Annotated in this window: 22 protein-coding genes; 16 read left to right on the top strand and 6 right to left on the bottom strand. The window is 33.6% G+C overall.

Annotated features, from left to right (window positions below; translation table 11 throughout):
• The first annotated feature begins 52 nt into the window (after positions 1-52).
• From HS129_04170 to nadD, 6 genes are read left to right on the top strand one after another with little or no spacing between them, the layout of a single operon-like run.
• The gene (locus HS129_04170) at positions 53-1177 is read left to right on the top strand and encodes a hypothetical protein (protein MBE7411249.1); all 1125 of its coding nucleotides are present in this window, start codon (positions 53-55) and stop codon (positions 1175-1177) included.
• The gene (locus HS129_04165; protein MBE7411248.1) at positions 1168-2652 is read left to right on the top strand and encodes a bifunctional ADP-dependent NAD(P)H-hydrate dehydratase/NAD(P)H-hydrate epimerase; all 1485 of its coding nucleotides are present in this window, start codon (positions 1168-1170) and stop codon (positions 2650-2652) included. Before HS129_04170 ends, HS129_04165 begins: the two co-directional genes overlap by 10 nt.
• Positions 2645-3256: a hypothetical protein gene (locus HS129_04160; GenBank protein ID MBE7411247.1), complete on the top strand. Its 612-nt coding sequence runs from the start codon at positions 2645-2647 to the stop codon at positions 3254-3256. Before HS129_04165 ends, HS129_04160 begins: the two co-directional genes overlap by 8 nt.
• A 20-nt stretch (positions 3257-3276) precedes the next feature.
• Complete coding sequence (gene proB / locus HS129_04155; GenBank protein MBE7411246.1) at positions 3277-4143, top strand: glutamate 5-kinase; 867 nt, start codon at positions 3277-3279, stop codon at positions 4141-4143.
• The gene (locus HS129_04150) at positions 4136-5389 is read left to right on the top strand and encodes a glutamate-5-semialdehyde dehydrogenase (GenBank protein MBE7411245.1); all 1254 of its coding nucleotides are present in this window, start codon (positions 4136-4138) and stop codon (positions 5387-5389) included. Before proB ends, HS129_04150 begins: the two co-directional genes overlap by 8 nt.
• 1 nt (position 5390) lies before the next feature.
• Positions 5391-6023, top strand: a complete 633-nt coding sequence (gene nadD, locus HS129_04145; protein MBE7411244.1) for a nicotinate (nicotinamide) nucleotide adenylyltransferase — start codon at positions 5391-5393, stop codon at positions 6021-6023.
• A gap of 21 nt (positions 6024-6044) precedes the next feature.
• Here nadD and HS129_04140 read toward each other — a convergent pair whose 3' ends face one another.
• Together HS129_04140 and HS129_04135 are read right to left on the bottom strand one after the other, a co-directional pair.
• Complete coding sequence (locus tag HS129_04140; GenBank protein MBE7411243.1) at positions 6045-7292, bottom strand: response regulator; 1248 nt, start codon at positions 7290-7292, stop codon at positions 6045-6047.
• A gap of 28 nt (positions 7293-7320) precedes the next feature.
• Positions 7321-7668 carry an Hpt domain-containing protein gene (locus tag HS129_04135; GenBank protein MBE7411242.1) on the bottom strand — a complete coding sequence of 116 codons (348 nt, stop codon included), beginning with the start codon at positions 7666-7668 and terminating at the stop codon, positions 7321-7323.
• Between the two features lie 348 nt (positions 7669-8016).
• Between HS129_04135 and HS129_04130 the strand changes: the two genes are divergently transcribed.
• Genes HS129_04130 through HS129_04105 form a run of 6 tightly spaced genes read left to right on the top strand, consistent with a single transcriptional unit; the run spans position 8017 to position 13605 of the window.
• Entirely contained in the window at positions 8017-8610 is a 594-nt protein-coding gene (locus HS129_04130; GenBank protein ID MBE7411241.1) for an HD domain-containing protein, read from the top strand.
• 41 nt (positions 8611-8651) lie between these two features.
• Positions 8652-9785, top strand: a complete 1134-nt coding sequence (locus tag HS129_04125) for an LCP family protein (protein ID MBE7411240.1) — start codon at positions 8652-8654, stop codon at positions 9783-9785.
• 10 nt (positions 9786-9795) lie between these two features.
• Entirely contained in the window at positions 9796-10170 is a 375-nt protein-coding gene (gene rsfS / locus HS129_04120; protein ID MBE7411239.1) for a ribosome silencing factor, read from the top strand.
• A 6-nt stretch (positions 10171-10176) separates the two neighbouring features.
• The gene (locus HS129_04115) at positions 10177-11283 is read left to right on the top strand and encodes a thiolase family protein (GenBank protein ID MBE7411238.1); all 1107 of its coding nucleotides are present in this window, start codon (positions 10177-10179) and stop codon (positions 11281-11283) included.
• Complete coding sequence (gene waaF / locus HS129_04110) at positions 11280-12308, top strand: lipopolysaccharide heptosyltransferase II (protein MBE7411237.1); 1029 nt, start codon at positions 11280-11282, stop codon at positions 12306-12308. The genes HS129_04115 and waaF overlap by 4 nt, the downstream gene beginning before the upstream one ends.
• A gap of 4 nt (positions 12309-12312) precedes the next feature.
• On the top strand, positions 12313-13605 hold the full coding sequence (locus HS129_04105; protein MBE7411236.1) for an aminopeptidase P N-terminal domain-containing protein: 1293 nt from the start codon (positions 12313-12315) through the stop codon (positions 13603-13605).
• Here the strand turns inward: HS129_04105 and HS129_04100 are convergent.
• Together HS129_04100 and HS129_04095 are read right to left on the bottom strand one after the other, a co-directional pair.
• Positions 13591-14793 (bottom strand): amidohydrolase, encoded by a 1203-nt coding sequence (locus HS129_04100; protein ID MBE7411235.1) that lies wholly within the window; start codon positions 14791-14793, stop codon positions 13591-13593. The two genes, HS129_04105 and HS129_04100, sit on opposite strands and share 15 nt — an antisense overlap.
• Before the next feature lie 74 nt (positions 14794-14867).
• Positions 14868-16124 (bottom strand): lipoprotein LipL46, encoded by a 1257-nt coding sequence (locus HS129_04095; GenBank protein ID MBE7411234.1) that lies wholly within the window; start codon positions 16122-16124, stop codon positions 14868-14870.
• 44 nt (positions 16125-16168) lie between these two features.
• Between HS129_04095 and HS129_04090 the strand changes: the two genes are divergently transcribed.
• The gene (locus tag HS129_04090; GenBank protein ID MBE7411233.1) at positions 16169-17428 is read left to right on the top strand and encodes a DUF1343 domain-containing protein; all 1260 of its coding nucleotides are present in this window, start codon (positions 16169-16171) and stop codon (positions 17426-17428) included.
• Between the two features lie 125 nt (positions 17429-17553).
• Here the strand turns inward: HS129_04090 and HS129_04085 are convergent, their stop codons facing one another.
• Entirely contained in the window at positions 17554-18804 is a 1251-nt protein-coding gene (locus HS129_04085; protein MBE7411232.1) for a 1-acyl-sn-glycerol-3-phosphate acyltransferase, read from the bottom strand.
• A 61-nt stretch (positions 18805-18865) separates the two neighbouring features.
• Between HS129_04085 and lmtA the strand changes: the two genes are divergently transcribed.
• From lmtA to HS129_04070, 3 genes are all read left to right on the top strand, one after another.
• Positions 18866-19627, top strand: a complete 762-nt coding sequence (gene lmtA, locus HS129_04080; protein MBE7411231.1) for a lipid A Kdo2 1-phosphate O-methyltransferase — start codon at positions 18866-18868, stop codon at positions 19625-19627.
• A gap of 275 nt (positions 19628-19902) precedes the next feature.
• Positions 19903-20073, top strand: coding sequence for a hypothetical protein (locus tag HS129_04075; protein MBE7411230.1), 171 nt, complete (start codon positions 19903-19905; stop codon positions 20071-20073).
• Between the two features lie 45 nt (positions 20074-20118).
• Positions 20119-21060 (top strand): NAD(+)/NADH kinase, encoded by a 942-nt coding sequence (locus tag HS129_04070; GenBank protein ID MBE7411229.1) that lies wholly within the window; start codon positions 20119-20121, stop codon positions 21058-21060.
• A gap of 78 nt (positions 21061-21138) precedes the next feature.
• Here HS129_04070 and HS129_04065 read toward each other — a convergent pair whose 3' ends face one another.
• On the bottom strand, positions 21139-21303 hold the full coding sequence (locus HS129_04065) for a hypothetical protein (protein MBE7411228.1): 165 nt from the start codon (positions 21301-21303) through the stop codon (positions 21139-21141).
• Position 21304: the final 1 nt, after the last annotated feature.

The raw sequence follows: 21304 nt of genomic DNA, 5'->3' as shown, positions 1-21304 counted from the left end.
TACCATAAAACTTAGTTGCCATGTAAAGCAAAAAAATCTTAAGACTCTAATTATGAAAGTTTTTCAAAAATTAACCATAGTTGTATTGTATTCTCTATTTCTTGGAAATTGTATTCGTTTTAAAGTAGAAAACTATAAACCGGATCTTATTTCAAAAATAAAAATTGGAGAGGGTCTTCAATTTATAGAAGGAAGTATGGTGAATAATGTAATTACGAATATTCCGGTTACAATTCCAGTGTTTTCTAGAAGAATATTTGTTACAGATTTTAAAAACTCAATGATCAAAGTATTTGATTTTGGAGGTCAGTTAGACTATGCAATCGGAAACCAACCAGTAAAAACACAAATCAAAACAAAAATCCTTCCAAACAAATTTGGAGGACTGGGATTTATATTACCGGCAGAAAAAGACGAAATCTATGTTCAAAATAGAATCAGTGCAAAAGACCAACTCCCAAAAAAAACTATAAAAGAAACTCCTTACACAAAGTACAGCGGAAATTTTGAAGTTACAGAAGACGGCAACATCCCTTCGTATATTTTTAAATTAAACAACAAGGGTGCAACTGAATACATGATTGGAGTTTCAGGATTGAATTCAGAGCCTTTTCGTTATATAGAAAAAATTTATGCCTTTGACGACGGGAATTTATATGCCTATCATAAAGTAGCTGAAGAAATGCGATTAAGCCACTACGTAAACGGAGAATTGAATTCTACTTTAAAAGAAGGAGGACTGAGTATATTTTCTGGTGAAGATTCAAAAAAATATAAGATAAAAATAGAAAATATGATTCCACACGGTGAAGATAAATACGCTTTAGTGAGTGCCTCCTATTTTAATAAAAATGATTATAGATTTCAATTTAGAAGAATCTATAAATACTATTATAAAAATGAAAAACCAGAAACCCTTTTAACAGAAATACAAGACCCCTCAGAAATGTTGTTTGCTCTAAAAAAGAATGGAGAATTTTATATTTGGGAAACCGAGGATAACGGAAACTCTGTTAAATTGCAAGTACACAACAAGGAAGGAAATCACGTAAATAATATACGTCTTTCATATACTCCTCCCAGAGGTCAATGGAGAGAAACCTACACAGATCAAGACGACAACATCTATTCGATCCGAATTAGAAATGGATTCTTGGAAATCTACCAGTGGAAATAAATTTCAAAAAATACAGGCGACCGATTTTTTCAAACGAAGAATCCAAAAATATAGATGATTTTACAATTACTGAATTTGGAATCTCCGGTACTTCTCTTATGGGATTTGCTGCGATTTCTGTTTTTCAAAAATATTTCAAGCTATTTCAAAATAAAACTACAGTCCTACTGTGCGGCAGAGGAAACAATGGAGGAGATGGGTTAAGCCTTGCCTATTTTTTAAATTCTTGTGGAGAAGAAGTTCGAGTGTTCTTAAAACATGGAGACCATTCAAGTGAAACAAACTTTTATAAAAATCTTCTAATTCGGTCAGAGGTAAATTTAAGCCCATTGTCGGAATTTGAAACTACAGATTTTTCCGAAAATCAAAATATTGTTTTTGTAGATTGCCTCCTTGGCATTGGGTTTTCCCCTCCCTTGTCTAAGGAATATGAAAATATTATCAAAAAAGTAAATTCGATAAAAAAGAAATCTGCAAAAATACCAATCATCTCTATAGATACTATTTCCGGTTACTCGCCTACAAGCAGGAAGGGTGTATATGTTTTTTCAGATATACTTTGTGAAATCGGAACTAGAAAAATTGATTCCTTATTTTTTGATGGGAGGCTACAAAAAACATTTCACGAGATTGGATTTCCAAAACAAATTTTCAAGAACACCGACGAGTCAACAACTGAATTCAAGAAAATTCCTTTTAAAAAGATAAGAAAATATCTAAAAAGGAAAAACACTTCCAATAAATATTCCAATGGTTCTGCATCTATCATCGGCGGGTCGGAAGGAATGAGCGGCTCTGTAATTCTATCGCAACGCGCGTTTCACACAGTTGGTGGAGGAATTTCAAAAGTGTATTCAAATTCAGAACTTACAATCTCAGAAATCATATCCAAAGATGAATCTATGATGGCAAAAAGTCTGAAAGATTTTCAGGAAGACGTTTTTTTTCAAAAGTCGAAAGTAGTACTCATTGGCCCGGGGTTGAATAAAAATGATTTCCCTGTTGATATAGAGAGCATTATCCAAAAGGAAAAATTTTATATTTTCGATGCGGGTGCTCTTGACTTAATAAAAGGAAAAAAATTGTTTCAGAATATAATACTAACCCCGCACACCGGAGAATTTTCCAGATTGACAGGAAATACCTATACGAATTTTTTTGAGGCTTACGAAGATTTGAAGATATATTCTAAAACACACAGAGTGAATATTCTATTGAAAGACAGTCTCTCCATCTTCTCTGATTTTTTAGGAAATTTGTATTTTTGGAAATATCCGAATCCAAAACTCAGTGTCATGGGAAGTGGGGATTTATTGGCAGGGTTTTTATTGGGGGTTTTAGCGAGAGGATATAACTTGACAGACTCAGTTCAAATTGCACTATCTATTTTGCAAAATTCAGCTCCAATAAAAAAAGAATTTCCAACTGCGTCACAAATCAGAAAATATATTGAAAAGAGATTTTTTTATGGCTAAGGGTTATCATTCAAGAAGTCCTGAAGAGCTTAAAGATTTTCTGAAGAAAGTCAATCAACCTGTTAAAAAAAGAAGATGGGTTCAGATCATTCTATATATAGATATTTTTGTATTGATGATTGTTTTTTATTTTGTGGCAAAAAACATAAACCCATCCTTAGACTATTTAGGACAAAAAACAGAAAAAATCAAAGAAGGAGATTTTCAAATCTATTTAGAAAAATCAAAGGAAACCGAAAAAGAATCTGCCAACTACTTTTTGTTTGTAAAAAACACAGGCAATCAAATTGAAAACTTCCCACCAAAAGATTATATTTTTGATTATAGAATTAAATCTTCTAAGGGGATCACTTGTTTATCCATAAAACCAAAATTCGATATAAAAAAAATACGTCCAAACGAAACAGAGTTTTTTTCATTTTCGGTTTCCATAAAAAATTTCCACGAACTGCCTAAAGAATGTATCGATTCACTAACGTCCCAACAAAGGGGAATTAAAAAATTTTTTCATAGAGAAAAAGGCACAGGAATATTCTCTATTTCCAAAGAGAGTCACTCTACTGAAATTATTTTAAGAAATGATACTTTAAAAAAAGAAGAATAACAAACCAAAGAAGGAAGAACTTGGATAGAAAAGATTTTAATAGTTTTATTAAGGAAGCGAAAACCATCGTTGTGAAAATCGGTTCAGCGAGGGTATCTGGAAACACAAACGAAATTCATGATTTTTTATTTTCTCTTATCAGTGATGTCAGGACGTTAAGAGACAACGGGAAAAAAATCATACTTGTTTCCAGTGGAGCTATCGCTCAAGGAAGAAATAAAATTTCTGAAATGCATGACATTTCCAAAGAAAAATACGAATCTCTTCAGGAGAAACAAGCACTCGCAGCAATGGGTCAAAACAGGCTTATGAATCTTTATGAAAGTTTTTTTTCCAAAGCAAACATTACTATTGCTCAAATTCTTTTCGGTATAGGAGATATTCAAAAAAAAGAAGGACTGAAAAATCTAAAAAGTACATTTGAGCAACTTCTAAAATGGAATGTTCTTCCGATTGTAAACGAAAATGATTCTATTGCTACAGAAGAATTAAAATTAGGTGATAACGATTTTTTAAGCGCTATTGTTTCTGCACTCATCGGAGCTGACTTACTTGTAGTATTAACCGGGGTGGATGGGTTTATCAAAAACAATGAAACCGTGGGTTTATTAAAAAATGTAAGTCAAGAAGACTTGCGGTTTGCTAAAGGGCCGGAAGGGCCGGGGAGTGGTGGAATGAATACGAAACTCAGAGCCGCTGCTTTTTTAAGTGAGTATGGAATTCCTACAGCGATAATTAATGGAAAAATGAAAAACTCACTTTTTCATTTTGTAGATAAAAATGAATCCGGTACATTTATTTCCTCTTCTCATCTAAAAAAAGAATTTAACGAAATCAACTTTTCAGAAATTTTAAAATCAAATTTTCATGGAGTCCTCAATGGATAAAATAACAAAATACACCGAAAATATTTCTAATTTAGCTTTCAAAGAAAAAAAATCTGTACGAAAACTTTCTACAGAAATAAAAAATAAAATTCTTTTTGAATTGTCTGAAGAATTGATAATAGAAAAAGAAAGAATTATCGCTTCCAACAAAATAGATATAGAAGAAGGAAAAAAGAAAAACCTATCCCTTGCTTTAATTGACAGACTGATTCTTGACGAAAAAAGAATCCTTGCGCTTTCCAATTCAGTAAAAGAAATTGTATCATTACCCGATCCAATAGGAGAAGTCGTACGGGGAGCAACACTTCCAAATGGATTGAAGCTAATCACAAAACGAGTTCCCCTTGGCGTAATTCTAGTAATTTATGAGTCAAGACCAAACGTAACTATAGATGTGGGGGCTCTGTCTTTCAAATCAGGGAATGTATGTATATTGCGAGGTGGGAGCGAGGCAGTTCATACAAATTCAGTTCTTGTAAATATTTTTTCCAATGTATTAGAAAGAAATAATGCGCCTAAAAATTCGGTAGTTTTTATTGATAACACAGATCGAGAAATTTTAATTCCTTTACTTAAATTGAAAAATAAAATCGACATTGTAGTTCCAAGGGGTGGGGAAGGACTGATTCGTTTTGTAAGCGAAAATTCACAAATCCCGATTGTTATGCACGACAAAGGAGTCTGCAATCTTTATGTAGATAAATCCGCAGACCCAAAAAAATTACTTCCTATTGTTTTGAATTCGAAAACGCAAAGACCTGGTGTGTGCAATGCTTTGGAAAATTTAATCTTTCACAAGAGTTACCCTGAAATAAAAGAAGTTTTAGAAAAATTAAATGAATCTGGAGTGGAGCTTTACTTGGACAAGGAACTAACATCCCTCTTTCCAAATTCCAAAATTGCAACAGAGGAAGAATTTAAGACAGAATTCTTGGACATGAGATTGTCCGTAAAACTTGTGAACACTATGGATGAAGCGATTGAATTTATTGAAGCCTATTCATCCGGGCACACTGAGGCAATCGTATCCGAAGACTATTCAAACATCCAAAAATTTTTACAATTGGTTGATTCGGCGGCAGTTTTCGTAAATACATCCACTAGATTCCATGATGGTGGAGAGTTGGGGCTTGGAGCCGAGGTAGGAATTTCTACAGGGAAATTGCATGTACGAGGTCCAATGGGACTCCCACACCTGACAACCACAACTACGTATTTATTTGGAGAGGGTCAGGTCAGAAGATAAAATGATTGGGATGTTTGGCGGAAGTTTTGATCCTCCACACAAAGGACATAAAAAAATTATTCTGGAATTTTGGAAAAATTTTCCTAATGCGAAAAAACTTCTAATTGTACCAAACTATATTTCTCCTTTCAAAAACTCCAAAAATACGACAGGGGCAGAAATATCAGAAATGCTAAAGATTTTTCTTGAAGCAATTCCAGAACCCAGAAATGAAATTTGTTTGTATGAATTAAAGAGAAAAAGAAAAAGTTATACGATAGATACCCTTGCCTATTTAAAAAAAACATACCCTATGGATAAAATCCTACTTCTCATCGGTGAAGACAATTTAGAAAATTTCCATAAATGGAAAAATCATGAGGGTATCTTAAGTCTATCTACACTTGTAGTTTTTAGAAGAAAACCGGGAATTCATTTAAAAAAATTAACATCTATAAAAAAAGATTTTCAGAATAAAAAAACAAATATTATTTTCATAAACAACAGTAGGATACAATCCAGCTCTACAGAAATTAAAAATCTACTCTACAATAGAAACGAAAATTCTACTTTGACTACAAAAAAAGTGAAATCTATCCTTGGAAGTTCTCTTTATCGCTATATTTTACATCAAAATCTATACCAAAAAAATTAATGATATGGATCTATTCCATGGTCAGGCTTGCTTCAATGGAATAGAAATAGAAAATTCCACTTTGATTTCAGGCTCATTTTCACTATGATCAATTAAATTTGTAACATTTACGTTGCCGTTATGCTTCTCTGCAATTTTTTCTACAAATGTAAGTCCCAAGCCATAGTCCAAAGTATCGTATCCTTCAAAAATATGATCCCACAACCTAAAAAATGGCTCAAAAATAATATTCTGATATTCTTGAGGATTGACTATGATCCCTCGTTTATGGGTATTTGACTGATTAATAATTGAAAAATTTACACGACTGTCTCGAACTTCTAAAATAGAAATAATATTGGAATTTTTTGTAGAAAATTTCATTGCATTTTTATATAATTCTACAATAGCTTTTTGCAAAAACTCACGATTGATCTCTAAGATTTGTTTTTCAAAATTCAGTTTCAAATCGCTTAAAATTAGTTTTTGTTGTTTCAATTCTGCGTATTTTGACACATCCGATTTTATCTGAGATACAAATTCATAGAATTCTTTTACAGTAACAGTTTCCATTGGAATAGAATTTGAAATAATATAATCTATTTCTGAAAAAATGGATAGTGCTCTCTCTGTTACTTTAATATTGTTTAAAAATAATTCAATAATTTCCCCACTAATCAAATATTCATTTTTTTCATTTTTGGGAGAAATAGAAATCATCTCTGCGAGAGATACCATCATTCCAAAACCTGCGCCTTGAGAAAAATTTGTTTTCAAGCTGTCAAAAAGCGATCTATGAAATTTTAGCTTATCTTTTGAGTCGACACCCCCTGACGCTTTTTCTTTATACTTATACCAGCTCATCTGGTTTTCTAATCTTAGGATTTTTTCTTTTTCTCGAATCTGTTTTAAAACTCTTAATTCTGCCGCCTCAGTTGCCCTTTTTACTTTCAAAATAAAGTCTTGAACGTTTAGAGGTTTTATAAAATAATCGTAAACTCCTTTTTTCATCACATCAATAATTGTAGGAATTTCTTCGTGAGCACTTTGAACGATGATGACCGTATCCTCTCGAATAGTAAGGATATTTTCAATTAATGTCCGTCCGTCCATAACAGGCATTTCTAAATCAGTAACCACAACTTGGAATGGCTCTTCTTTAAAAGTTTGCAGTGCTAAAAGTCCATTTTCCCGGTGGGTTACGTCGTACCCTGAACTTGTTAAAATTTCTTTCAAAGCTAAAGCAATTGTAGGATCGTCTTCTACAATTAAAATTCTACTATCTGACATTTCGCTCTCTTAATATTATTCATTTTTTCTAACTTAGGGTTGCAAAATACTCTCTTACAAAAATGAGTTTTTCCTGTAGTTCTTGAAGCATAGACTCAAAATTCTCAAAATTATTTTGTTTTATCTGAGTTTCCAATTCGACTAAAATTTCAGACATCTGCAACAACCCCATTGTGAGAGAAGAGCCTTTTAAATTATGAATAATATGGTATAAAGTTTTGTGATCCTTTTCTGAAAAAGAAATCTTTGCCTTTGAAATATAATCTTCTGCTGTACTAATATATTTCTCTAAGAGTCGGATGAGTAGCTCGTTTGTCCCACCTTTTAACTCCCTATATTCATTAGCCTTATTTGAATCAATAACTACATCTTTCAAGAATTCGTAATACTCCTCAATTGTCTTTCTACCAAGCTACATGTTCCTGAAGTAGAAATTCTAAATTGTAATTAATAGAAATTGTAAAATCCACCCTACTATGTCAACGAATAAAAATATAGATACACAATAAATAATATTTTATAAAAAAGTTTTACCATTAATCAATTCAAGTAAACAAGCGAAATTTTTATCTCTTCTATTTTTTGAATAAAAAAAAATAGAATTGTGCTTCACAAATCGGAATTTTAAAATAGTTTATAATCTTGAGATTAGAATTGTTCTATTCAATGTACGATTCTTCATCTTGAGCCAATTGCTAAAAAGATTTATTAAGGCACTTTCTAAATGAAAAAAGATTCAGAAATTAAAAAATTTTCTAAAATCATTAAAAATGAATTATCCCTGTCTCGTTACAAACATTCTCTAAAAGTAGCTGAAATAGCAGAACTACTTTCTAAACAGTTTCGATATTCTGATCCTGAAAAAGCCTATCTTGCCGGTCTTTTGCACGATATTACAAAACAAAAAGGAAATGAATTTCATATTTCTTTGTTCAAAAAAAATAAATTCAAGAAATATTTTGAAATTCCAGAGTCTTCTTACCATTCTTATTCCGCAAGATTTTATATTCAGGAGGTTTATAGATTTACCAATGAAGAAATTTTTTCTGCAATAGACTCACATACGCTTGGCGAAAAGTCGATGAGTCTTTTACAAAAGATTATTTATTGCTCCGATTTTTTAGGCTCAGAATACGCTCAAAATCATAAAGAGTATAAATTTTGGTTAGAAAAAACAAAAAAAATTTTAGAATACGGGACTTATTTAAAATCGAGTAGGACTATAGAGAAACTTCTTCAAAAAAAGTATGACATCCATGAAAATACGATTGCAGTGTACAAATACTCAATTTTAGCTTTAAAAAAAGTAAACCTTTGATATTTTGGTTTTCAAATTAAATAGATAAGTGTAATCACCATTTGAAAGACCTAAAGAAAAAACAGAAAATTTTTGTACTCGTTCTCTCCGGTTTCGTATTAATTTTTTCTATAGGTCTATTCGTCTATAAGCAAGCAACTAAGACGAAATTAGACAAAAGGCTATCTCAAAATAAACCCATTACAATTTTTCTGTCTTCTGTTGGTTCAGATGATAAAATTTCTCTTTCCGTTTTTGCGATCCTTTTACCAAAAGAAAAAAAATGTGGGCTTTACTTTATAAACCCGCTATCTTCTTTTGACGACAAAAACGATATTGTAGAATCCAGAGGAAGCTCGAAAATCCATTCTCTCTCCAAAGAGTTTACGCACTTCTCCAATCTCCCTGTTCACTACTTTTTGCAGGTAAAAGAAAAAGACTTAGAAGACTTCGTTGATATAATGGGTGGGATTTCTTTTTATTTTGATGATAAACCCATTCCATCTACTCTATTTCTTTGGGAAAAAGGTGAGGAGAATCTTAGCGGAGAAGCAGTGTCTGAATACCTAAAATTAAAAGATCAATCTCCTCTCCACTATGTAGATAGAATGAACAAGCAATTGAGCATGATGCTTACAGTCTATGATAGGTTGAGTAAATCTAAAGATTTGCCCAAAGAATGGATTAAATCTTTTTTTTTACGAGTAAAAACAGATTTAAGCCCGTTAGAACTATTTTCTTTGTATGATTTTTTTGTTTCAAGCCATATTATTTTTTCAACTTCTGAACTTCCAGGAGAACTTATGACCGATAAAAAAACAAAAGAACCGTTTCTATTTGTAAAAGAGGACACTGCAAAAATCTCTTTTACTAATTTTGAAAAAAATATGCGAAGTGATTACTTTTTAGATGGAGAAAAGGCAAGAACTGAAGTATTGAATGCTACAGATGTGCCCGGGCTTGCAAGAAGAGTAAAATCCATACTAAACGATAAAAGATTGAAAGTACTGTCTGTGGAAAATGCTTGGATAACCAATCAAAAAAAAACTATCGTAATTGACAGGTCGGGGAATACTGAGTATTCATATAAAATTGCAGAAACTTTAAATTCCAAAAAAGTAGTTCACCTGATTCGCAAAGAACTCGGTTTAGATACAACTGTAATCGTAGGAGAAGATTTTGAAATCAAACCTTGAAGGTAAAAATATTCCTCAAAAAAAAGAAAAATATAGCGATACCAAGAAAATTCTATTACAGATTCAAACAATTCTTGCTTCAAAAAAATGCGAAGAAATTTCTATCTTAAATCTTGAGAATGTAAATTCCTACTTATCCTATTTTGTGATATGTACAGTGATGACAAGCATTCAAGCGCAGGCAACCGCTCGTGAATTAGAAAAAAGCCTCAAACACTTAAAGCTCGGCAAGGGAAATCAATCCAATGGTCAGGGTAGTTTAGACTCTGGCTGGATACTCCTCGATTTCGGAGAAATCTTAGTACACATAATGACTAAAGAAAAGAGGAATTTTTATGATCTCGAAAGACTGTGGGGTGATGCGAAACCCGTAAAGCTATCTTAGAAAAATATGAGCCATGTTTATCTTCACTCCCCTGTATTAAGCCAATTCGGAAAAACAAATAAAAGCTATCTCGAGTTATCTGTAGATGTAGCTAAAAAATCAATTCAGAATTTTGATAAAGAGAGAATCGAATTTTTGATTTTTTCTGCATTTGCTCCGGAGAGATATACCCAAGAGTTTAACTTACCTGCCAAGATAGGCGATGCACTTGGTCTTGAGTCTATTTTTTGTATCAGATCAGAAACTGCGTCGTCTAGTGGTGCATCTGCCATTCACCTTGCAAAAATTCTTTTGGATTCAGGGAAATTCAAAACAGGGTTAGTCATAGGAACAGAAGTTATGTCGAGGCTAAACCGAGAAGAAAATAATATTTTACTCGGCTCAGTCTTATCACAAAAACAAATTTCTCTATCCATGTCCATGGCACAAGGAGCAGCACTAATTACCAATCGTTACTTAAATGACTTTGGGTATTCTAAAAATGATTTATTTCCTATTTCAAAGAAGCTGCACGACAATGGGTTAAAAAATCCAATTTCTCACATAAAAAAAAATTTGAGCTTTGATGAATACATTCAATCTCCTGTTTTTTCTTCTCCACTTTGTTTATATGATATTAGCCCGCTCTCAGATGGCTCTTGCTCTATTGTAGTATCAAGCGAAGTAAAATCAGAATTTTCCATCATCGGAACAGGGCATGGAACAGGAAGTTTTCAATCTGTGGATTTTGGATATAGCTTTACTGCGTCCAAGGATGCCTTCCGAAAGGCTTATAATGAAGGGAATATTTCTCCATCTGAGGTGGATGTAGCCGAATTGCACGACGCATTTACTACATTTGAGCTAATAGGGGCAGAGGATGCAGGAATTTTTCCAAAAGGAGAGGCACTAAAAAATGTAATAGGTGGGGTAACTCACCCAAACGGAAAAATCCCAATCAATCCATCCGGTGGTCTAAAGACCAGAGGTCATCCAGTGGGAGCTTCAGGGCTTGCCCAAATTGCAGAGATTATTGAGTTTATGAAAAATGCACCCAATGCAGAGATAGGGTTAACCCATTCTATAGGTGGGCTGGCTACGAATAACTTTGCGACCCTCATTAAAAAAGCATGAAAAATATTTTAATCATACAGACTGCGTTTCTCGGAGACCTAATCCTTACTACTCCTTTTATAAGAGAAGTATATGCGTTATACGACAGACCTTCTATCACAATCGTAGTGAATAAAGGAACAGAAGAAATCCTAAGCGGAAATCCATTTTTAAAAGAGGTTTTAGAATTTGATAAGAAAAAAGCAAAAAAAAACTTACTCTATTTTTTCTGGTTCGCATCACAGCTACGAAAAAGAAAATTTGACCTTTGTTTATCTCCCCACTTCTCCCACAGGTCTTCCATACTTTCTTTTTTATCAAGGGCAAAAGAAAGAATCGGTTACAAAGAGGCAGGTTTTTCCAATCTACTTACAAAAAAAATCCACAGACCCATTCTTGGAGTTCACGAAGTAGATAAACTATTTTCTTTAATTTACCCAAGTATAGGTCAATACCCAAAAAGAAGAAGACCCGAAATTTATTTGGAAGATTCAAAAACTATAAATATAAAAAACATAATGAAAAAAGAAAATCTAAAACAAAAAAAATATATTGTTATTGCTCCTTCATCGGTATGGGAGACTAAAAAAATGCCAAAAGAAAAATTCATTGAGCTAATTCAGCTTATCTTACAAAATTTCAAATATCAAATTGTACTAATCGGATCGAAATCAGATATTAATCTTTCTGAATCAATTCAAAAAAATTTCAACAAAAACGTAATAAACTTATCAGGGAAAACAAACCTTACAGAGCTTGCGTATATAATCAGCGAATCCTCGGCGGTAGTTTCCAACGATTCTTCTCCAATACATTTTGCCTCAGCTTTCAATATCCCTACTATTGCTATTTTCGGTGCAACTATTCCTGACTTCGGCTACACTCCCTTATCCGATGCTATGTATATTTCTGAAATACAAGGCTTAGACTGTCGCCCGTGCGGAATCCATGGAGGAAACACCTGCCCCAAAAAACACTTTCGTTGCATGATGGATCAAAACCCAAAACAAATATATAAAAATTTACGTTCTATATTAAAAGAATAATTTTATGAAAGAAAAATTTCACAAGGATAGAATACAAAAAGCAATGAGTCTTTTAAAAAAAGGAGAAGTTCTCATTCTTTTTGCGGCACAAAATAAAATAAGAAACAAAGATGTAGAATACAAGTTCAGACAAGATTCAGACTTTTACTATCTTACCGGAATCGAAGAACCAGATGCAATTCTCATTTTAAAAAATAATTACTCTGCAATTTTCGCACTTCCCAAAAATAAAGAAAAAGAAATCTGGACTGGGATTCGTCTTGGTAAAGAAAAAATAAAACAATTCCTACAGCTTACAGAAAGTTTTGACTTACAAGACTGGGGCAGTCAAAAAGAAAGACTGTTCACGAACGAAGAAAAAATTTTTTATTTTTTTGGGAAAGATAAAGAAAGAGACAATGAAATACTTACGTTATGCGATACACTTAACAAAAAACTAAGAGACGGGAATTATGGACCGGAAAAAATAGAGTTCCCATCGTTTCTTCATGAGATGAGGCTCATCAAATCCAAAGAAGAAATTGATTGTATCAGAGAGTCGATTCGGATTACAAAACTTGGTCACCTTGAACTGATGAAAAAAGCCAAATACGGGATGATTGAATTTGAATTAGAAGCGATACTCGAAAGTGAATATATTCGCCAAGGTGCTTGGGGTGGAGGTTATGGGCATATAGTTGCATCAGGAAAAAATGCGACTATACTTCACTACACAAAAAATAACTCGGTGATTCAAAAAAATGACCTGATTTTAGTAGATAGTGGAGCAGAAAAAAATTACTACACTGCGGATGTAACAAGAGTATTTCCAGCCGGGAAAAAATTTACGACTCCACAAAAAGAAATCTACTCATTGGTATTAATCGCACAAAAAGAGGCAATCTCTTTGGTTACAAAAAACAGACGATTTTCTGAAATACACGAAAAAACTGTTTATGCTTTGTGTGAAGGGCTAAAAGATTTGAATTTACTGAAAGGAAGTATTTCTCAAATTATTGAAACAGAGAGCTACAAAAAATTCTTTATGCATAAAACCGGTCATTGGTTGGGTCTTGATGTACACGATGTAGGAAAATACTACATAGACGGGAAATCCAGAAGGTTGGAAGACGGACAAGTTACTACAATCGAGCCCGGGCTATATTTCGATGCGAGTGACAACTCTATCCCAAAACATTTCAGAGGAATTGGTATAAGAATCGAAGACGATATACTAGTAAACGGAAAAAATCCAATCAATCTAACAAAAGAAATTCCAAAAGAAATCGAAGAAATTGAAGACTTACGTGAAGTGTGATTTTTCTTGCAACATATAAGTTTTTACTGTTTCCTTCATTACACAAAGACCGATACTCAAGGCATCTTCATCAAAGTCAAATTTTGAACTGTGGTGTGGATACGTAAAACCTTTTTCAGAATTTCTTGAACCTATAAAAAAATAACAACCCGGTACTTTGTCTAAAAATGCAGAGAAATCCTCCCCACCCATAGTCCGAACATTTTCTTCAGTAACTGAATCTTCACCTAAAATATTTTTAGCCGCAATTTTCACAATCTCAGCCATTTTAGGATGATTGACTGTAGGCTTATCAATTTTCCTATATTCAATTTCAACAGTTGCGCCAAAAGATTGAGCAATTCCTTTTACTAAAATTTCTAACTTACCCGGAAATTGATCGTGCAAACTTTTAGAGTAGGTTCTCACAGTACCTGTCAGCTCCACTGTTTCTGGAATTACGTTAAACGCATTGCCCCCGTGAAAACTACCGATAGTCACAACACAAGAGTCTAAAGGATCTACATTTCTGGACACAATAGATTGGATCGCTGTAACTATATGAGAGCCAACAAGAATAGGATCAATCGCATGTTGTGGCATTGCACCGTGTCCACTAACGCCCCGAATCAGAATTTTGAACTCATCTACAGAAGCCATCATTGCCCCTTTCACTACTCCCACTTTTCCAACCTCTATATGATTCCAAACGTGCAGAGCAAAGGCTCCGTCCACTTTGTATTTTTCTAAAATCCCCTCTTCTACCATCAAGTCTGCACCTGCCCCACCTTCTTCCGCAGGTTGAAACACCAAGAGTACTTTCCCCAAGGGGAGAATGTTGGAAATATTTTCCTTTAATTCAGAGGCAAACCCAAGTAGAATTGCAATATGTGCGTCATGCCCACAGGCGTGCATCAAACCTTCGTATTTAGATTTATATTCTACTGAATTTTCTTCCGTAATAGGAAGCGCATCCATATCTCCTCGAACAATAACTGTTGGACCCGGAATTTTAGAATCAATAAGAGCCACGACTCCTGTTTTAGCAATATTATCCTGAAATCCAAAGCCTAATTTATTTAAATGATCCTTGATAAAATTTGCAGTTTTCATCTCTTCAAATTTAAGTTCAGGGTGTTTGTGAATTTCTCTTCTGTGAGAAATCAACTCATTTCTTCTTTCTTCTGAAATTTGTAGTTTAGCTTTCATAGTATTTTAAAAAAAAATAAAACCCCGTCTGTAGTTACAAAACGGGGTTTACCGAACTCGATGTAATTAGAAATTTACTTTATTGGGGTAAACTCTATTTCCACAACTCCTCTCTTGGAGCCTTTGATTGTAAGAACTTTCTTACTTAGATAATTGAATCCTCTATCTTTTTTGTATGTCAATTCATCTGTGAATGCAGATTCTTTACCCGGGTAGGTTAATTCCCATTCTGAACCGCTTTCGGCAGTTGATTTTTGATTTACGTCTTTTACTGCCGTAAACTCTTTTAGATCATCAGAAAATTTTGTAGCTTCTTCTGCGTTCAAACCTGTGAATTTCAAAATAATATGATTTCCTTCGGCTAATTGAAACCACTCATCTTTCAATTGTTTGTTTACTTTCTTGGCTACTTTTTCACCCCATTTTTTTACTGCATTGTCTCTTGCTACCTTAGGCGTAATATCCGGCCCTCTTTCGTTTTCAGCACCTGTTCCTACAATTTTGCCATCTCCCCAAAGAAGAACAATTTTGTAAGTTCCATCTGCTGAAGAATTATAAATCGGTTTGTCCAAGGCTTTTCCGTTCATCTGTGTAATTGGAGGTTGATCTGTAGTCTTTACTTCACCGATGATCAAAACTTCGGCACCTGCTTCTTGAGCAATTGAAATGATCGGAGATCCTTCTTGAATCGAGTCCGGGTCTGCACCTGCTTGTGCTTTTGGATTTTTAGCAAGTTGCTTTCTTGCAACACTGGCATCAATTACTCTAGAACCATTTTTTTTCAGTGCTTCGATAATCATAGCCTCAGCCATGTTCCCGTTTGCTCCAGCGTTTACAATTGTTCCACCCAAATCTGCTTTCACAAGAACCATTGTTCTCGGATTACCAATATCAGCCATGAGTGCATCTACAGCAGTATTCAACTTGGATTCTTCAACCACACATTTTACCGTGAGTTTAATCATATCTTGAGTATCTAATTTATAGAAATTCCTATCTATGATTTCATAATTTTTTACGAATCCATCTGATTTTGCCAATAGACTGGACCCGAGACTTTCTCCGTCAGAAACCCCACTTTTTGATGAAATCTGCTCACCAAGTAGCTTACGAACTGCAACAGTTTTTGCATCCTTGATTGCTTTTTGCTCTGCTAACTGCTTATCCCCTTGGTAAATTGACGCTTCTCCAAATACAGTGATTGTATTTCCATCTCTTCCAACTACGTCTGCATCTTTTTTCCCTTTTGAACTACCGGTTGCGCAGTACTGAAAAAGCGCTATAAATAAAATACTCCAAAAAAATCGAGATTGTGTGATTTTCTTATTCATTCTAATTATTCTCCTTGATGATTTTCTTAGCATAATTTTCCTGAATGTATATGTTCAAGAAAAATTTATTTCCAATTTTAATTTTATTATTGTTTATATCCTTTTGCTCGCTCCAACCCGATACAAAAATCCGAGTTCATCCACAGGAATCAGACGTAAAACCGTCCTATTTTAAGTTCTATGAGGCAGTTTTACCAACTCTAAACGGGAAAAAAATCCTACTTGTAACAAACCCTTCAGGGATTGGAAATAACCCTGAATTTTTAAAGTCGGAATTTAAAAAAAATGGAGCAAAAATTACTCATCTGATCGGTTTAGAGCACGGATTTTTAGGATTAGAAGAAGATTTCAGCCAAACCCCGGTAACTATTGATACTCTTTTCAATGCGCCAATTTACCATATTTACAGACTTAAAAAAAATGAATTGGCCAACTTGATTTCAGAGGTTGACTCTATCGTATTTGACGTTCAAGACATGGGGATGAGGTGTTATACTTACTTGACCGTGTTAAAAAGGCTCATGGAACAGATGACATCTGGAACAAAAAAAATGATCATCTTAGATCACATAAACCCGGCACTGCACATTAAGCCCACAGGAGATACAATAAAACCCGAATACGAAAACTTTGCAGGTGAATTTCCGTCTCTATTTTTTACAGGACTTACACTCGGAGAGAGTGCAAACTACTATAACGAGATATTTTTATCCAATAAAGTTCAACTACAAGTAATCCCAGTAGAAAAATTCAAAAGAGGACAAACTTTTGAAGAAACCGGTTTAGAATGGCACACTCCTTCACCTAATTTGCCCAATTTAGAGTCTGCAAGAAATTATTTTGCTTTGGTGTTTTTAGAAGGAATCAATGTATCTGTAGGAAGGGGAACAGGAGCGCCTTTTATTTATTTTGGAGCGCCCTGGATGAAAAATCCTGAAAAGTTGGCTGATTATGTTATTTCACAAACTAAATCAAAAGACTATTTTTTCTCCAATGTTTTCTTTAAACCTGCGTTTGGCCCGTACAAGGATCAAATATGTAGAGGGTTAAGATTGAACTTAGTCAATAGAAATTACAATCCGATAGAATTAGGCTATGTTTTGATTCAGGCTTTTAAAGAAATCTATAAACAAAATGTGAGCTGGAATTCTTACGGTAAGATTCCTCATATAGATTATCTTTGGGGTAGTGATTCATTTAGAAAGTCGATCAACTCTAAAATCCCATTTCATACTTTCCATGAATCATACGCTCAAAAAGAAAATGAGTACTCTGAAAAAATTAAAAAATACTTTTTATATTAATCACTAAGTTTTCAATCTACAAAGATTTTTTTCATACGGTTTCGTATAACGTCCCTACCATAGATTTTGCACACTGTGTGCAAAATTAGACTTTTTTTTCTAAACAATCAGCTAAATAATTTTAATTAAAACAAAAAATCACTTTCATACAACTCTTTACTTAAAGATTTTTCTTTTTCTAATAATTTTTCTATATCACTGCGAAGCCTAAGAGTCATTTTCTCTACTGTCTTTTTCTTATCTTTTTTGTATTCTTCCAAATATTCACTCAATTTAAAAGGAGTAGCGTAATGCACATAAGCTATATTTGCTCTTGGATTGGTCCTGCCGAATAACTCATTTTCAAAGCGATAGATCCATTCATAAATCCTCTCTGCCGAAGGTAAAGAAGTCAAGTAATCCACCTTGATAGCAATAAAATCGTAAGCTCTCTGACAAGCAAGCCTTGCCCATCTCGCAGCGTCAATTGTAGGCAATTCATTTTTAGGATCAGGGATACCCACATTGGTCAATTCTATTGTAGTTAAAATTTTTCTAAGTTTATCAATTGCGTGATCTTTTTCATCCCATTTTCGGATGTCTATTTTTTCGGCAATATCGTTTAGAATTGCATGGCGTAAATGCCCTATTCTATAATCAAACGACTCGCTTTCTTTTGGAGTAATCCCAAATTCTTTTTCAGCTCTTTCTACAAGTTTTTTCCCGACAGACAACAATCTGTGAGTTATATTTTTACCAGTTTTAGAAATCCCGAGTGTATTTTCCATTACTTCAATAGAATGGTCTATATCCCTTTTTATACTATCTATACTACCCTTCATCCTGTATTTTACATAAGAAGGTAACACTACAATATCCGCATCATCGCTAACTTTTTTAGCGTCTTCAAGTGCCCAAAACCCCAATTGAGATACCCCCGGCTGAAAAGGCAATAGATTGTCATTTTCTGCCCCGGTTGGCTCCCCTTCAGGGAATAATACCAATTTCCCGGCAGGACTTGCCAAAATAGACCTAGCTGTTTTTAGAGAATCCCTGTCAGTAGTCCCTGCTAAAACAGAAAATGCACCAATACTTTGAATAAAATCTCCTACAAACCCCATTCCCCAATCGAAAACTTCCCTGGCCGCCATATAAAAAAATCGAGTATTCATCAAGTTGGCAACATGATAGGCAACAGGAGGCTCTTTCGTGGTTGGATGATTTGATGCGTAAATCAATCTTTCGTCTTTTAAAGACCTAAGCATAAGAATATCCTCTGCTCTGACTACAATATCATCTAAATTGTGAATAGTTTTAATTAATATCGGTAAAGAAAGGTCTGTAAACCATAAAGTAGGGAAGTTTTGTTTTGGCGGAATAAATGATTCAATTGACATAAACTGAAATCTAAAATTTTCATCTATGTATAGCAAGCAGTTTTCTAAATAAGGAGAAAAAATGGCACTAATTGAAGAATTTGAAAAACAAGGAAGTTTTCTGTTTCGTTGGAGATCGTATATACCGGTTTTCATCTTGCTTCTTTCAGCATTTTATATTCCGGGTTATAAATACCTAAATTTCAGATACGAAGATAATTTAATTTGGGTAGGATTTTGTATTTTAGTTAGTCTTTTTGGTTTACTCATTCGATCTATAGTAGTTGGCTTCGCCCCGGCAAGGACATCTGGAAGAAATACGAAAGTCCAAATTGCAGATGTAGTCAACCAAACAGGGATATATTCTACAGTTCGCCATCCATTATACGTCGGAAATTTTTTTATGTTCTTTGGTCTTGTTCTGTTTTTTAGAGACTTTTCTTTTGTGTTAATTTTTATCTTGTTCTATTGGTTCTATTACGAAAGAATTATGTTTACAGAAGAACAATTTCTTCGCGGTAAATTTGGTGACGACTATCTGAAATGGGCGAACTCCACACCTGCGATTATTCCTTGTTTTAAAAACTTCCGTAAACCGGATATGAGTTTTTCGTTTAAAAATGTTTTAAAAAGAGAATATCCTGGATTTTTTGGCTTAGTTTTTTTCTTTACTCTGTACGATGTCTTAATCATGTTTTTTAACGAGCTTGGATTTAGTTTTGATGGATTTTGGAATATGCTAAAACCTACTCAAATAGTATTTTTTGGAGTTGGGGCGAGTATTTATATTATAATAAGAATTCTTGTAAAAATGACGAAGCTATTGGACGTAGAAGGAAGATAGTTTCATGGCTCAAATTGTCTCCAAGCTAAAGAAAGAAAATTTGTATGACTTTGATCTTTTCTTATCTTTGTTCAATTGGGATATTTATGACGCTACTGCAAAAACCCCTTTCAGGGCTTTTTACAACGCTATAAAATGGCACTTTTATTTGCTTTTTGAACAATTGCTTTTTCAAAAAACGACTTTTTGCAGGTATACCATTTATAATAAAATTTTAGTAAGGAACCTTTGTAATTGTTACAATACTCTTATCTATGGGAATTATTGAGCAAGGAATGAACAAACTTCGAGAAAAGACAAATAAAGAAAAAACCAATGATTTTGAAGGAGTGATCAATTCACCCTATAGCTTTTTTAAATACACTCTGTCCGTTTCAATTCAAAAATTAGGTTTAGCTGCATACAAAAAGATCAAAATAAAAAATGCAAAAAAAAAATATTCATGAAACATTAGATTTTATATTAGATGATAATACAAGATAGAGGGATCCTTGGAAATAGATAAAATTATTATTGTTACAAGACTCACCCGCCTTGAAGATAATATTAAAAGATTTAACACCAAAGGGCAAGCCAAATTTTACATTGAAAAGCGTGGGCAGTCTTTTGCAGACTATGAATTAGAATACGAAAACTACCACAGGGCAAAAGACCTTGTAGTGAAGTCTATTCCCTCTTCCATAAGATTTCAGATCATAGATAGAAACTTTTTGCCAAATTTTGTGTTTGGGAAAAAAGATTTAATCTTAACTCTCGGTCAAGATGGGCTTGTAATCAATGTAGCCAAATATTTAAACTCACAAAACATTTTAGCCGTAAACCCAGACCCGGAAAGGTTTGACGGAGTTCTTCTCCCATTTAGAGAAAATGAAGTAACCCAAACTATTCAAAAAATAGAAAAAAATGAATTCCAAACTAAAAAGATTACAATGGCGAGAGTAGATTTAACGGATGGACAATTCTTGTACGCTTGCAATGATTTTTTTATAGGTGCAAATTCTCATATTAGTGCGAGATACTCTTTGCAATTTGGAGAAAAAACAGAAAGGCACTCTTCCAGTGGAATTATTGTGTCCACTCCTATTGGAGCTACCGGTTGGTTAAGTTCTCTATTTAACATGACTGAAGGAATAAATAAGTTTAAAAAAAATTCGCAATCGAATTCGAAAAAATCATCGAATAAAAAAACTCCAAACTGGGAAGCCAAAAAACTCACATTTATAGTTAGAGAGCCATTTGTCAGCAAGTGGAGTGGTGCAGATCTTGTTGCAGGGGAAATCACTTCCCAAAGTGAACTCGTAATAGAAAGTTTAATGCCTGAAAAAGGAGTAATATTTTCAGATGGAATGGAGTCAGATTTTTTAGAATTCAATTCAGGCTCCACTGCCAAAGTATCTATTGCAGAAAAGGTGGCATCACTTATAAATAAATAGCCTCAAGAGAAATTACTAACAAAAATTTATTCTACATAAAAATTAGGACAACGATATAAAATTTTAAAAAAATATAGCTCACTTAGACTCATCTTTGATTCTTCTTTTTACAAGAAAAAAAAATATACCGATTAAGATAACTGGTAAACTTGTCATTAAAATTGTGATGAACAAATAAGCGTCTAAGGCATTCTTACTTACCGGTCCCCCACATACGCTACAAGAAAAAAATAAGTCTATCATA

The organism is Leptospiraceae bacterium (genome assembly GCA_015075105.1).
Lineage (GTDB): Bacteria > Spirochaetota > Leptospiria > Leptospirales > Leptospiraceae > JABWCC01.
Note: the sequence above shows the minus strand (reverse complement) of the source record. Positions and strands in the feature narration are given on the sequence as shown.

Excerpts from the sequence above, each read along its gene's own strand:
- HS129_04170 (MBE7411249.1), top strand. The coding sequence starts at position 53 with ATGAAAGTTTTTCAAAAATTAACCATAGTTGTATTGTATTCTCTATTT.
- HS129_04160 (MBE7411247.1), top strand. The coding sequence starts at position 2,645 with ATGGCTAAGGGTTATCATTCAAGAAGTCCTGAAGAGCTTAAAGATTTT.
- HS129_04150 (MBE7411245.1), top strand. The coding sequence starts at position 4,136 with ATGGATAAAATAACAAAATACACCGAAAATATTTCTAATTTAGCTTTC.
- nadD (MBE7411244.1), top strand. The coding sequence starts at position 5,391 with ATGATTGGGATGTTTGGCGGAAGTTTTGATCCTCCACACAAAGGACAT.
- HS129_04140 (MBE7411243.1), bottom strand. The coding sequence starts at position 7,292 with ATGTCAGATAGTAGAATTTTAATTGTAGAAGACGATCCTACAATTGCT.
- HS129_04130 (MBE7411241.1), top strand. The coding sequence starts at position 8,017 with ATGAAAAAAGATTCAGAAATTAAAAAATTTTCTAAAATCATTAAAAAT.
- HS129_04115 (MBE7411238.1), top strand. The coding sequence starts at position 10,177 with ATGAGCCATGTTTATCTTCACTCCCCTGTATTAAGCCAATTCGGAAAA.
- waaF (MBE7411237.1), top strand. The coding sequence starts at position 11,280 with ATGAAAAATATTTTAATCATACAGACTGCGTTTCTCGGAGACCTAATC.
- HS129_04105 (MBE7411236.1), top strand. The coding sequence starts at position 12,313 with ATGAAAGAAAAATTTCACAAGGATAGAATACAAAAAGCAATGAGTCTT.
- HS129_04100 (MBE7411235.1), bottom strand. The coding sequence starts at position 14,793 with ATGAAAGCTAAACTACAAATTTCAGAAGAAAGAAGAAATGAGTTGATT.
- HS129_04095 (MBE7411234.1), bottom strand. The coding sequence starts at position 16,124 with ATGAATAAGAAAATCACACAATCTCGATTTTTTTGGAGTATTTTATTT.
- HS129_04090 (MBE7411233.1), top strand. The coding sequence starts at position 16,169 with ATGTATATGTTCAAGAAAAATTTATTTCCAATTTTAATTTTATTATTG.
- HS129_04085 (MBE7411232.1), bottom strand. The coding sequence starts at position 18,804 with ATGTCAATTGAATCATTTATTCCGCCAAAACAAAACTTCCCTACTTTA.
- lmtA (MBE7411231.1), top strand. The coding sequence starts at position 18,866 with ATGGCACTAATTGAAGAATTTGAAAAACAAGGAAGTTTTCTGTTTCGT.
- HS129_04075 (MBE7411230.1), top strand. The coding sequence starts at position 19,903 with ATGAACAAACTTCGAGAAAAGACAAATAAAGAAAAAACCAATGATTTT.
- HS129_04065 (MBE7411228.1), bottom strand. The coding sequence starts at position 21,303 with ATGATAGACTTATTTTTTTCTTGTAGCGTATGTGGGGGACCGGTAAGT.